The sequence below is a fragment of the Companilactobacillus bobalius genome (assembly GCF_009764355.1).
In genome coordinates this window covers 428,913-441,039 of the sequence record NZ_LNUA01000032.1, presented here as the reverse complement: position 1 = coordinate 441,039, position 12,127 = coordinate 428,913, and the positions used below count along the sequence as shown (strand labels likewise).

General features: G+C 35.5%; 13 protein-coding genes and 1 pseudogene. 12 read left to right on the top strand and 2 right to left on the bottom strand.

Going from position 1 to position 12,127, the window contains the following annotated elements:
- Nucleotides 1-58 precede the first annotated feature (58 nt).
- From ATN92_RS09285 to ATN92_RS09245, 9 genes are all read left to right on the top strand, one after another.
- A complete protein-coding gene (locus tag ATN92_RS09285; RefSeq protein WP_056952465.1) occupies nucleotides 59-565 on the top strand; it encodes an LbetaH domain-containing protein in 507 nt (168 codons plus the stop codon).
- Nucleotides 566-1,300 (top strand): SDR family oxidoreductase, encoded by a 735-nt coding sequence (locus ATN92_RS09280; protein ID WP_056952463.1) that lies wholly within the window; start codon nucleotides 566-568, stop codon nucleotides 1,298-1,300.
- A 23-nt stretch (nucleotides 1,301-1,323) separates the two neighbouring features.
- Nucleotides 1,324-2,331, top strand: a complete 1,008-nt coding sequence (locus tag ATN92_RS09275) for an alpha/beta hydrolase (RefSeq protein ID WP_056952461.1) — start codon at nucleotides 1,324-1,326, stop codon at nucleotides 2,329-2,331.
- Nucleotides 2,332-2,520: 189 nt separating this feature from the next.
- Complete coding sequence (locus ATN92_RS09270) at nucleotides 2,521-2,910, top strand: hypothetical protein (protein WP_087721247.1); 390 nt, start codon at nucleotides 2,521-2,523, stop codon at nucleotides 2,908-2,910.
- Nucleotides 2,911-2,922: 12 nt separating this feature from the next.
- The gene (locus ATN92_RS09265) at nucleotides 2,923-3,666 is read left to right on the top strand and encodes an SDR family oxidoreductase (RefSeq protein WP_056952457.1); all 744 of its coding nucleotides are present in this window, start codon (nucleotides 2,923-2,925) and stop codon (nucleotides 3,664-3,666) included.
- A gap of 14 nt (nucleotides 3,667-3,680) precedes the next feature.
- On the top strand, nucleotides 3,681-4,319 hold the full coding sequence (locus ATN92_RS09260) for an SDR family oxidoreductase (RefSeq protein ID WP_056952455.1): 639 nt from the start codon (nucleotides 3,681-3,683) through the stop codon (nucleotides 4,317-4,319).
- 15 nt (nucleotides 4,320-4,334) lie between these two features.
- A complete protein-coding gene (locus ATN92_RS09255) occupies nucleotides 4,335-4,685 on the top strand; it encodes a cyclophilin-like fold protein (protein ID WP_056952453.1) in 351 nt (116 codons plus the stop codon).
- A 13-nt stretch (nucleotides 4,686-4,698) separates the two neighbouring features.
- A complete protein-coding gene (locus ATN92_RS09250; protein WP_056952451.1) occupies nucleotides 4,699-5,358 on the top strand; it encodes an NAD(P)H-binding protein in 660 nt (219 codons plus the stop codon).
- Between the two features lie 105 nt (nucleotides 5,359-5,463).
- On the top strand, nucleotides 5,464-5,997 hold the full coding sequence (locus ATN92_RS09245) for a TetR/AcrR family transcriptional regulator (RefSeq protein WP_056952449.1): 534 nt from the start codon (nucleotides 5,464-5,466) through the stop codon (nucleotides 5,995-5,997).
- Here ATN92_RS09245 and ATN92_RS09240 read toward each other — a convergent pair.
- Nucleotides 5,986-6,819: an N-acyl homoserine lactonase family protein gene (locus tag ATN92_RS09240; RefSeq protein ID WP_056952447.1), complete on the bottom strand. Its 834-nt coding sequence runs from the start codon at nucleotides 6,817-6,819 to the stop codon at nucleotides 5,986-5,988. The genes ATN92_RS09245 and ATN92_RS09240 overlap by 12 nt on opposite strands.
- A 356-nt stretch (nucleotides 6,820-7,175) precedes the next feature.
- Between ATN92_RS09240 and ATN92_RS09235 the strand changes: the two genes are divergently transcribed.
- Nucleotides 7,176-9,902 (top strand): HAD-IC family P-type ATPase, encoded by a 2,727-nt coding sequence (locus tag ATN92_RS09235; RefSeq protein WP_056952445.1) that lies wholly within the window; start codon nucleotides 7,176-7,178, stop codon nucleotides 9,900-9,902.
- Nucleotides 9,903-9,931: 29 nt separating this feature from the next.
- On the opposite strand, the gene ATN92_RS09230 is transcribed toward ATN92_RS09235, so the two are convergent.
- Entirely contained in the window at nucleotides 9,932-10,840 is a 909-nt protein-coding gene (locus tag ATN92_RS09230; RefSeq protein WP_056952443.1) for a LysR family transcriptional regulator, read from the bottom strand.
- Between the two features lie 159 nt (nucleotides 10,841-10,999).
- On the opposite strand from ATN92_RS09230, the gene ATN92_RS09225 reads away from it, so the two are divergent.
- Together ATN92_RS09225 and ATN92_RS19535 are read left to right on the top strand one after the other, a co-directional pair.
- A complete protein-coding gene (locus ATN92_RS09225; RefSeq protein ID WP_056952441.1) occupies nucleotides 11,000-11,347 on the top strand; it encodes a YbhB/YbcL family Raf kinase inhibitor-like protein in 348 nt (115 codons plus the stop codon).
- Between the two features lie 14 nt (nucleotides 11,348-11,361).
- Nucleotides 11,362-12,110: pseudogene (locus tag ATN92_RS19535) on the top strand (SDR family NAD(P)-dependent oxidoreductase).
- Nucleotides 12,111-12,127 lie beyond the last annotated feature (17 nt).

The following is a 12,127-nucleotide window of genomic DNA, read 5'->3' as shown; positions in this document are numbered from 1 at the left end:
TTCACATAGATAGCAAATCATTTTATACTATAGTCATTCAGTTGAAAGGAGCAATTAAATGACATGTCAAACCGACCTGTTTAAGGTTGACCAACGATTAGTTGAACAGAATCAACGTTTACTGCAACATCTAAATACTGGTCGAACTTGTTCCCAAGAGACTAATCAATTGCTAAGTGAAATATTCGGTTATCAATTGGATTCGACTAATGAAATTAGATTACCATTTCATACTGATTACGGTCGCAATATAAAACTTGGAAAAAACATTTTTATTAATTGTGATGTAACTATGGTCGACATCGGAACTATCAAAATCGATGACAACGTAATTATTGGTCCTAACACAACTTTGCTGACAACAGATTACTCTACTAAGTCAAAAAAGAAACCCATCGTAATTGAAAAGGGAGCTAAAATTGGTGGACACGTAACTGTTTTACCTGGTGTCACTATTGGTAAAGAAGCTACCGTTATTGCCGGCTCAGTTGTTACCGCTGATATAGCCGCCTATAGTGTTGTTACTGGTAATCCTGCAAAAATTATAAATAAAGGAGAAAGATAAATGAGTATTGAAAATAAAGTTATTGTTATTACTGGAGCCTCAAGTGGTATAGGAGCTGCCACAACTAGAGAGTTAGCTAAACATCATGCCAAATTAGTTATTGGTGCCAGAAGATTAGATCGACTAAATGAATTAAAAGCCGAATTCCCTGATGAACAGATCATAACTCAAAAGGTAGACGTAACTAACTTTGATGAAGTACAAGCTTTAATAGATACAGCCAATAATGAATTTGGACGTATCGATGTCTTATACAATAATGCTGGAGTAATGCCCGTTAATGCATTAATCAACCGTGCTCGTGACGAATGGCAACAAATTTTAAATGTTAATATCATGGGTGTGCTAAATGGAATTGCGGCTGTTCTACCAACTATGGTCAAGCAAAAGTCAGGCCATATTATTGCAACTGATTCCGTAGCTGGACATGTAGTTGTTCCTAATCTAGCCGTCTATAATGGTTCCAAGTTCGCAGTTAGAGCAATTATGGAAGGGTTACGTCAAGAACAGCACAACAACAATATTCGAACAACTATAGTTTCACCGGGGTCAGTTTCTACAGAATTATATAAATCAATTAAAAATCCTGATAATCAAAAAGCCGAGATTGAAGTAGAAAAGCAAATTGGTTTGTCAGCCCAAAATATTGCAAAATCAGTTACTTTTGCCATTGATTCACCAGACAACATGGATGTAAATGAAGTTATCATTCGTCCAATCAAACAAGATATATAATAGAAGAAAAGAGAAAATAAATTATGAGTAAATTAGCAAATGATACAAGAGTTTTTAAAATTAATCCAGAAATTGACGTTCAAAATGTTCGTTTCAAAAATCGTTTTGGTTTCATTCTAGCCGGACATCTCTACCCACCATTAAACTTTGATAGTAACAAGAAGTATCCAGCAATCGTTATCTCAGGACCATTCGGTGCGGTCAAAGAACAACCAAGCGGTCTTTATGCTCAAACATTAGCTGAAAAGGGCTTTGTTACTGTAGCTTTTGATCAATCAACCACTGGAGAAAGTTCTGGTAGCGTTAGAAATGTCGCCTCACCAGATATTTTTGTCGAAGACTTCTCCGCTGCCGTTGACTTCATTGGACTTCAGAAGTTCGTTGACCGTGAAAGAATCGGTGCTATTGGTATCTGTGGTTTAGGTAGTCATGTTTTAACTGCAGCGTCAATCGATGTTCGTATCAAAGCCGTTGCCACATCAGTTATGTATGATATGTCAGATTCTATGTGGATGGGATTAAATAATTCTAAAACTGAGAAACAACGCGAAATCGAAAAACAAACTTTGGCAAATCAACGTTGGAAGGATGCTGAAAAAGGTATACCTGCTAATGGATTACACGAATTGCCATTTGATGGAAATGACAAACCACTTCAATCAGATACTTTATTTCCAGAAAACTTACCAGCTAATGCTGACTCTGTAACAAAAGAATTCTTTAATTACTATCGTGGTCGTGCTTTCCATCCCCGTTCAGTTAATTCAGCTTCAGCTTGGACTGCCACAACTCCATGGGGTTACTACAATTTCCATTTGCAAGAACATATTGAAACGATTTCTCCACGTCCAGTCCTTATCGTTACTGGTGAAAAAGCTCATTCACGTTATATAGCTGAAGAATCATATAACCGTTTGAAAGATCCAAAAGAGTTAGTTATTGTTCCAGGTGCTACACATACTGACTTATATGATCAAATGAATTTGATTCCATTTGATAAATTTGCTAATTTCTTTAAGGAAAACCTTTAATTAGTTTTTCTTTATTTACAAACAGGCCTATAAAAATACTGCTATTCTAAGTAACCATTATTAGGATAGTAGTATTTTTAGTATCAACTGTTAGTTAATACTATATCAATTATCAGATTCTTCAAATAAGTTAATATCCGACTATACTAGTATTTGTAATCAAGGAGATATGAAAGAAAGGAAATGAGAATGAACAAAAAGTTAAAATACATCATCCGTACTTTACTGGTATTCGGAATTTTATTGATTATCAGTATCAAATTTGGACCCAAAGATGATATCTCGGCCAGCAAGAACAACGTAAATACTAGTCAGGTACATAAAATCACTAATCAAGACATTGTCGGCACCTGGGTCAATCATCACAACAAAGATCTTCATCAAAAAATTACTTTTACTAAAAATCATAAATGGAAAGAAAATCAACATGGTATCACCAATATTTATTCTGGTACCTGGAAGATAGTCGGTAAACGAACAATTCGGCTTGCACCATATGATGAAAAAATTGTTTTCAATAAACACAGCAAGAAACAAATGAACGTCGTTAATTACAATCATATTTTAAACAAAAATTAGGAGGACATTAATATGTCAGTAGAAAATAAAGTCGTTGTTATTACAGGAGCATCATCAGGTATTGGAGAAGCCACAGCTAAACTATTAGCTAGGAACGGTGCCAAAGTTGTTTTAGGAGCTAGACGTGAATCTCGTCTTCAAGAAATTAGTCAGGATATTATCGAAGCCGGTGGACAAGCTGCTTATCGTGTTACCGATGTTACTGAACCTGAAGATTTGAAAGCTTTAGTTGGCCTAGCCAAAGAAAAATTTGGAACTATCGATGTTATTTATAACAATGCTGGAATTATGCCCACATCCCCAATCAGTGCTCTAAAGGTTAATGAATGGAACGCCATGATTGACGTTAACTTGAAAGGTGTCCTTAATGGCGTGGCAGCAGTTATGCCCGATTTTACATCTCAAAAACATGGTCAAATTATTACAACCTCATCCGTTGCTGGTTTAAAGAGTTTTGTTGGATCAGGTGTTTACGGTGCTACTAAATTTGCCGTTAGAAATTTAATGGAAGTCATCCGTATGGAGAGCGCTCAAGAACACACTAATATCCGTACTGCTACAATTTATCCAGCTGCCATCAATACCGAATTACTACAACATATTACTGATAAGAATGCTAAACAAGGAATGGACAAGCTTTATCAATCAGTCGGTATCACACCTGACGCCATTGCCCGTGTAGTCAACTTTGCTATCGATCAACCGGAAGATGTTAACGTAAATGAGTTTACTGTATACCCAACTAAACAAGGATAATTAAGGAGAATAAAATGCAAAACGTTATTTTATTAGGCGCCACAAGTAATATTTCTAAATATTTGATTCCCATGCTGTTGAAAGAAACTAATGTTCATCTGACATTATTCGCTAGAAATGCTAATAAACGCTTAGCACAATTCAATGACAATTCTCGAATAACACTCTTCGATGGTAACTGGAATGAACTAGAGGACCTCAAGCACGCTATTGCCGGACAAGATATAGTTTACCTAGCCACAGGACACTTTGTAGAGGCAAATCAAAATGTCGTTCAAGCTATGAAACAGAAAAAAGTTAGTCGTTTGATTGTTGCCGGTGGTCTCGGTATTTACGATGAAGTCGCTGGGAAATTCGGACAATGGAATGCTCGTATGATGGGAGATTATACCATTATCAAACAAGCCGCTGCTGTTATTGATAATAGTGGATTAAACTACACTTTCTTTAGAATGACATGGCTTTATAACCAAGATGGTAATTACAACTATCAAGTAGTTCCTCAGGGTCAACCGATGAAGGGAACTCAAGTAACACGTCAAGCTGTTGCTAAATTGATAACCGATATTGTTAAACAACCAACACTCTACGTTAAACAAAGTATCGGTGTTGTAGAACCAAATACTGAATGGGACAAACCATCTTTTTATTAATTTGGGAGAAAATAAATGACAAAAGTAAAATTAATTATTAATAATCAAGAATTGACTGCCAATTTTGACGACAACGATACATCTAGAGCCATCATGACTCATTTTCCATTAAAAGTATCAATGATGAACCTTTACTCACGTGAAATGACTTATCGTTTTAAGACAGCTTTGCCTGCCAAGAAAGCCAAAACTAGCGGTTATGAAGTAGGTGATATTGCCTATTGGGCACCACGCCATAGCTTTGTCATCTTTTACAAACAGACCGGCGAAGTAATCGGCGATTTACAAAAGATTGGTCATATTAAAGATGACATCTCCTTCTTTAATCAATTGGGAGATACCGATATAGAATTCTCTATAGAATAGGAGAGAACATCATATGAAAAAAGTATTGATTTTAGGAGCTTACGGTAAGATTGCTCGTATTGTAGAGAAAAGGCTTCTAGATAACCCCGATTATCAATTAACTTTGATTTTAAGACACGCTAATCGTTTGGATTCTTTAAAGAATCACAATAATGTAACCGTAATTGAAGGGGATGTCAGCAACAAAGACCTTTTGACAAAGATAATTGCTGGTCAAGATCTAGTTTATGCCAACCTCAATGGTCAAATGGAACAATGGGCACAAAACATTGTTTTCGCAATGCAACAAAATTCAGTAACACAGTTAATCTGGATAACTGGCTCTGGACTTTATCACGAAGTGCCTGATCCTTTTGGTTCATGGGTTGAAAATTATGTTGGACACGCTTCAAAAGAAGACACGAGACGTGCCGCCAAGATTATTGAAAGTAGTCAACTATCATATACCATTATCCGTGCTGCCTATATGACTGATGATGCTGAAATTGATTATGAACTAACTAAAAAAGGCGAAACCTTTAAGGGAACTATGATTTCCAGAAGTAGCATCGCTGACTTTGTTATTAAAATCATTAATGATCCTGAGAAATATCAACGTGAAAGTTTTGGTATCAGTAAACCTGGTACAGATAATATGCTTCATCATATTCGAGAGATTGAACACGATCTCTAATCATCAAAAAATCCTTACAGAATAATTGTAAGGATTTTTTATATTGCTTTGTTTTTTCCAAAACAGTAAGGTGGTTTTAGAAGTTAAAATCAGAAAGGTAAACAAATGACTGAAGATTTGAGAGTAATTAAAACAATTCGAGATATCCAAAATGGATTTATTCAAGTATTACAGGATAAAACTTTTGAAAAAATTACGGTGAATGACATATGTACTGCCAGTCTAGTTGGTCGCAGTACCTTTTACCATCACTATCAGGATAAGTATGATCTGTTAGCGCAAATGAATCATAATCAGACTGAAAAATTCAATGATCTTCTTTCTGACAGGATAGAACAATTAAGTCAGGATGAACTGTTACTTAATCTATACAACAGTCTTATTCCAGATAGTAAAGTAATCACTACACTGGTAGAAATATCTGATGTTAAGGATAATTTAAAAGCTACTTATTTTAAACTTTTGAAACAGTATTTTGTTAAAGTGTCATCACAGATTAAAATAGAAGTTCCAAATGATTTTTTGAGCGACTTTTATGCTAATAGTGCTTTAACAGCGATTCTTTGGTCACTCAAACATGGTCATCAAGAAGAAATTTCCAAATTCATGAATGGATTAGTTAAAAAATCAATAGGGTAGTTCTATGATTTGAGAATCAACTTTAGGATCATGGTTAGCAATTGCGGCTATACACCTTTTACTATGAGCTTGTTCGCAAATCCAACCTAAGGAAGTTATGGCATCCTTTCGACTAGTACAGATACCTGGTGTCAGCATTTCTTCCCATGAACGGGCAGCATATCCAGTATCTGCTGCTAAAAGGACATATTTACCATCATTGCCTTTAACCATAGTTGCCGACATTCCTGTGGCGTGACCTGGCGTATGGATTTGTATAATGCTCCCATCACCAAAAAGATCAAAACTTTCACCAAAGGGACCAATATCAGAATGATCATACTTGTAGGTCTGCACATTAACCCCTTTCCATTCGTGAGGTAAGTAAACCATTGGTAAACGATTAGCAATTCCCCATTCTGGTTGTGATACAAGAATATTTTTAGCATTCTTAACTTGCTTCAGGCCACTGACATGATCGCAATGTAAGTGACTCAACAGTAAATAATCTATGTCTGAAGGTTTATAACCAAGTTTTTGAAGACGTTCATCAACTGACCAGCCTTGGGGAAGATAACCGGTATTGATTTGTACCTGTGGTCCTAATTCTTTCCAGTTACTCTGTCTAACCAACTTGTTCCAACCCGTATCGATTAGAATCAGTCCTTTAGGATGTTCAATTAGATAGCTAGAAACGGGTAACACAACTTGATTCTTTTCTGAACGGAATAAACCGGTAAAAGCTAAAGGATTACGATATTGACCATTAAAGGGTAAAGCCTTGTCCACTTTTACTAGTCCTGTATGTAATATATGAATTTTAATTGATTGTTTGTTAGTCACTTTAAATACCTCGATTAATTGATGTCATCATCATACAAATTAAAACTCGCTTTGAATACAAGCAGATTTATCAAATCTGACAGATAAGAGACATTCTGAATAATTGTGTTTCATAACAAACAGATTTAGGCTATTTGATTAAATGAAACAATTATTAAGGAAGATATATTTTGATCATTAGAATTTTATTAGTTACTTATTAACACTATTAAGATAAAATATTATATATTAATCATATAAGGAACAGTTAATTAGTTTTTAAATACTGTACTGAAAGGGATGTGAGAAAATTGGTCTTTCTAACTTTGATTAAATATCAAAATACATCAGATAGATATAATTAGGAGAAATATTAAATGCTAGATGAAAATTCGTACCAAAACGATGAAGAATCCCAAGCGGATCTTCCCCCGAGTCACAGGGAAAAAATTTGGAAATTAAACGAAACACAATTACACAAGATATACGGAACTGACCTTGAAAATGGGTTAACTGCTATTGAAGCTGAAAAGCGCCTCAAAGAGAATGGTAAAAATGAGTTAGAAGCCAAGAAAGTTTCTAAATTCGTTCAATTCATTAAGCAATTCAACAATAGTATCATCTATATTTTGGCCGCCGCAGCTATTATGACTTTCTTAATGCACCGTTACTCCGATTCAGTTGTTATCGGACTTGTTATTATAGCCAATGCAATCATCGGTTATATTCAGGAACAGCAAGCCGGTAATGCTCTAGAAAAAATTCGAGAAATGCTGGTCTCTAAGAACTTTGTCTTCAGAGATGGCGAGAAATTAGAATTAGATGCTCGTGACTTAGTTGTTGGAGATTTAGTCAACCTAGAAGCCGGAGATGCTGTTCCAGCTGATATGCGACTAATCTCCGCCGATAACTTAAGTATCCAAGAATCTGTTTTAACTGGTGAGACTAATCCAGTTAATAAGATTGAAGAATCAATGGATCAGGACAAGTTACCCTTGGCCGAACGTCAAAATATGGTCTTTGCTTCAACTGCTGTTACCAGTGGTTCTGGTCTAGGTATTGTTATTGCTACTGCCGGTGATACCGAAATTGGTAAAATTCAAGATTCCGTTGAAACAGTTAAAGAGAAACCAACACCACTAATGCGTAACTTGAACTCATTGGGCTTCGGTTTGTCAGTTGCCATTGTAATTACTGCGGTACTCTTGTTCGTGGTTGGGTACTTCCTTGATACTTATAGCTTACCAACCTTATTGATCTCAGTTATCACTATGGTCGTTGGTTCTATGCCTGAAGGATTGCCTGCAAGTACTTCAGTTGTTTTAGCTATGGGAACACGTAAGATGACTAAGCGTAAGGTAATTGTTAAGTCATTACCCGCTGTTGAAACTTTAGGTGCCGTTGATATCGTTAATACTGATAAGACAGGTACTCTAACTAAAAATGGAATGACTGTTAAAAAAGCTGTCACGGCAGAACATACTTTTAGTATTACTGGTGTCGGTTATGATGCTAACGGTAGTCTTGATTTCGATGGTGAATTGGAATTAGGTACTAAAAAATATGACTGGCAAAAAGATGAAGGTATGAAATGGTTAGTCAATATTGCTGGTCAAACTACCGATGCTCAATTACATTTTGAAAATAATCGTTGGGAACTAACTGGTGAACCGACCGATGGCGCCTTAACTACACTTTATCGTAAGTTGACAGGTAAAGACCCTGAAGTAAATGAAATTGATTCATTACCATTTGATTCAGCCTTTCGATATTCAGCTCGATTAGTCGATTTTGAAAATCAAAGGATTCTCATGGTTAAAGGTTCACCAACAACTATCATCAATGCTTCTAAACAGGGAACTGATGAGAATTATTGGAATGAAAAAATCACGGAACTATCAACTGACGGTCTTAGAGTTGTAGCTTTAGCCTATAAAACAGTTGATTCATCTGTCGACAGCATTTCTAAGGATCTTATTGAAAACCTTAATATGGCAGGGATGGTTGGAATCATCGACCCACCTCGTGAGGAAGCTAGAAAATCAATTCATGAATTAAGAATGGCCGGTATAAAGGTCAAGATGATCACCGGTGACCATCCTGATACAGCTTCTGCCATTGCTAAAAAGTTAGACCTAGATTCCGTTGTTAAGGCTATTACTGGTCCAGAAATTGACGCTATGTCTGATGAAGAATTAAAAGATAAGATTGACGACTATAATGTCTTTGCACGAACAACTCCTGCTAATAAATTACGTATTGTTAGAGCTCAACAGGCTAATGATCACGTTGTCTCCATGACAGGGGATGGTGTCAATGATGCACCAGCCTTGAAACAAGCAGATATTGGCGTTGCTATGGGTATCAAGGGTACCGAAGTTGCTAAGGAATCAGCTAACATGGTTCTAGCCGATGATGATTTCTCCGATATCGTTGTAGCCGTACGTGAAGGACGCCATGTCTTCGATAACATTCGTAAAACAATTCGTTTCTTATTACCAACTAGTTTTGCTGAAGGTTTAATTGTTGTTATCAGTATTTTAATGGGACAAGAATTACCACTTTATCCAGCACAGTTACTTTGGATCAATATGGTTTCAGCTTTAACGATTCAATTTGCGTTCATCTTTGAACCACCAGAAGCCGGAATTATGGCACGTGGTCCGAGAAATGTTAAAGCAGGGCTGTTAACCAAATTAGATACCTTCGAAATAGTTTATGTTTCTCTATTGATTTCCGGATTAGGTATCTGGGCCTTCGATTTCTTAACTGGTAAAGGTTTGCCAGCAATCGTAGGTAGTACAATGGCATTGAACATCATTATTTTTGGTAAGATCTTCTATCTATTCAATTTGAGAAATGATCATCCGGTCGTTTCTAAATACTTCTTCCAAAATAAGATGGCATTCATAATCGTTGCAATCCTAATCGTTCTACAGTTAGGAATTATCTACTTGCCATTTATGCAATCAATTTTTGAAACAACTAATATTAATTTCTACTACGGCTGGTTTATCCCAATCATGGCTGGTGTTATTGTTCTAGCCATTACTGAATTAGGTAAATTCATTCGCTTTAGAGTTTTGAAAAAAGCAATTCACTAACAAAAAATCACTCTCAATTTTATCTATTTTTAGATTGAGGGTGATTTTTTCTGTAATAATCGTGTTATCTTCATTAAAAATTCTTCAACATTGCTACCAGGTAACTTTGTAGTCAGAATACCATAGGGCACATGAACATCAGTCTTTAACGGTATTGAAACAAGATTAGGGTGGATACTCTTCCATGGTGTTACTGTGATCAGAGGAATATTTTCTTCAACTGCTTGATTGAAGGTATTCATATCATACCGACCAATGGTTTCTACTACTTTAATCTGTGGATACTTATCATTGATTATTTTTCGTAGTTGATCGTTAGTATCACTAATTCCCATTGGCACACTTAATAAAGATTTTCCCTTGAGATCGTCAAATGTTATTTCACTTAACCTTGCCAAGGGATTATCACTTCTTACAGCAATACCAAAATCATATTCTCCCAATGGAAGAGCCTTGAACGATTGTTTCAAAGTTGCATTATCAAATGTTCCTACTATTAAGTCGCAACTTTTTCCTAGCATAGCGTATTCACGGTTTTTTGATTGCATATCTTCTTGTAACTGCACAATTCGGACCTGAAAATCCGACATTTGTGTGGTTATTTTTTTCCAAATATCCATAAAAGGTTCCGCCGGATGCAAAATCGAAGTCCCCACGGTAATAATATTTTGTCCTGAAAGGGATGCTTTTCTAGTTTCTTCGACGGCCGTATCCAATAAACTTAGAATCTGTTTGACATAAGGTAAAAATCTTTCGCCCTCAACCGTCAATTCGGTTCCGGTGGCTTTACGTATGAAAAGTGTCAGATTCAATTCACTCTCTAAACGATTAATCTGTTTCATGACTGCTGTTCCCGAAATAAAACTTTGTTCGCCAGCCTTGGTGAAACTACCATACTGACTAACTCTAACAAATGTTTGTAGTTGTGTAATATCCATTATTGTAGTTGTCCTCCACGGTCAGTATAAACCTATAGTTGATAGTACATCGATTATTAAATTTTTCAAATATCTATTGATCCTTATATACTAGTAATTGTGAGCAAGTAAGATAATAACGGTATAAACAAAAAGTTAAATATAAGGAGAAAATTAAATATGAAAATAACAGTTGAATTAAATAATGGTTTTCTACCTGATAAACATAGCAAGCTTTCAGATATTCCTGTTCAAAACAATATACTGAAAGATTTTAGTCGTAATTTTACTGGTCCACATGGTAAGAATACTTGGTACTTTCAGTTTTACACATTAAATGATGATTATGTGATAAATCATTATGCTGGACCAGTCCCACCGGATAAACCACACGCATATACACTTACTGTTTATGCATTAAATAAATCAACGGACTTGGAAAATGGATTTTTTTACAATCAATTTAGAGATTCACTGAAAAATAAAATCATTGATCAGCAAGAAATAAAATTATTAGCAAAAAACTAGGAAGGTAAAATGATATGAATAATTTCAATAATAAAGTAGTAATTGTTACAGGAGCAAGAACAGGCATTGGCTTGAGTGCGGCAACATTATTTGCTAAAGCAGGAGCTAACGTTATTCTAGCCAGAAGACATAAGCCAAAGAAAAAAGCACAAAGATTAACGGAACAAGGCTATTCAGCAATTTCTTTCGAATGTGACGTATCACAAGAGTCTGACGTTAAAGCCATGGTTGATTTTACAGTTAAAAAATTTGGTCACCTAGACTACGCTTATAATAATACCGGTATTCAAAGTCCAGTTACTAAAACTGAAGATTTATCTTTAGATGAATATAACAAAGTCCTAGATATTAACTTAAAGGGTATTTTCTTATCTATGAAATATGAATTAAAGCAGATGAGCAAACAATATTCTAAAGATGCAATAGTAAATTGTTCTTCCATGGAGGATTAGTTGGAACCGCCGGAAGAACTGCTTATCACGCTTCTAAACACGGTGTTTTGGGATTAACTAAGAGTAGTGTTCTGGAATATGCTAAAGATGGAATTAGAATAAATGATGTTTGCCCTGATATTATTCATACACCGATGGTTGATCGTATGGATGAAACTGAAAAGGGTGAAATGGATGATCTTATTAGAGAAATTCTAATTGGCAGGCTAGCTCATCCTGAAGAAGTGGTTCAAGTAGTTTTATTCTTATGCAGTGATGCTGCTAGTTACGCAATTAGACAAGATAAAAATTTTCAAGTTATATATTATTGAGGACACAGTTTAATCAA

Excerpts from the sequence above, each read along its gene's own strand:
- ATN92_RS09285 (WP_056952465.1), top strand. The coding sequence starts at position 59 with ATGACATGTCAAACCGACCTGTTTAAGGTTGACCAACGATTAGTTGAA.
- ATN92_RS09280 (WP_056952463.1), top strand. The coding sequence starts at position 566 with ATGAGTATTGAAAATAAAGTTATTGTTATTACTGGAGCCTCAAGTGGT.
- ATN92_RS09275 (WP_056952461.1), top strand. The coding sequence starts at position 1,324 with ATGAGTAAATTAGCAAATGATACAAGAGTTTTTAAAATTAATCCAGAA.
- ATN92_RS09270 (WP_087721247.1), top strand. The coding sequence starts at position 2,521 with ATGAACAAAAAGTTAAAATACATCATCCGTACTTTACTGGTATTCGGA.
- ATN92_RS09265 (WP_056952457.1), top strand. The coding sequence starts at position 2,923 with ATGTCAGTAGAAAATAAAGTCGTTGTTATTACAGGAGCATCATCAGGT.
- ATN92_RS09260 (WP_056952455.1), top strand. The coding sequence starts at position 3,681 with ATGCAAAACGTTATTTTATTAGGCGCCACAAGTAATATTTCTAAATAT.
- ATN92_RS09255 (WP_056952453.1), top strand. The coding sequence starts at position 4,335 with ATGACAAAAGTAAAATTAATTATTAATAATCAAGAATTGACTGCCAAT.
- ATN92_RS09250 (WP_056952451.1), top strand. The coding sequence starts at position 4,699 with ATGAAAAAAGTATTGATTTTAGGAGCTTACGGTAAGATTGCTCGTATT.
- ATN92_RS09245 (WP_056952449.1), top strand. The coding sequence starts at position 5,464 with ATGACTGAAGATTTGAGAGTAATTAAAACAATTCGAGATATCCAAAAT.
- ATN92_RS09235 (WP_056952445.1), top strand. The coding sequence starts at position 7,176 with ATGCTAGATGAAAATTCGTACCAAAACGATGAAGAATCCCAAGCGGAT.
- ATN92_RS09230 (WP_056952443.1), bottom strand. The coding sequence starts at position 10,840 with ATGGATATTACACAACTACAAACATTTGTTAGAGTTAGTCAGTATGGT.
- ATN92_RS09225 (WP_056952441.1), top strand. The coding sequence starts at position 11,000 with ATGAAAATAACAGTTGAATTAAATAATGGTTTTCTACCTGATAAACAT.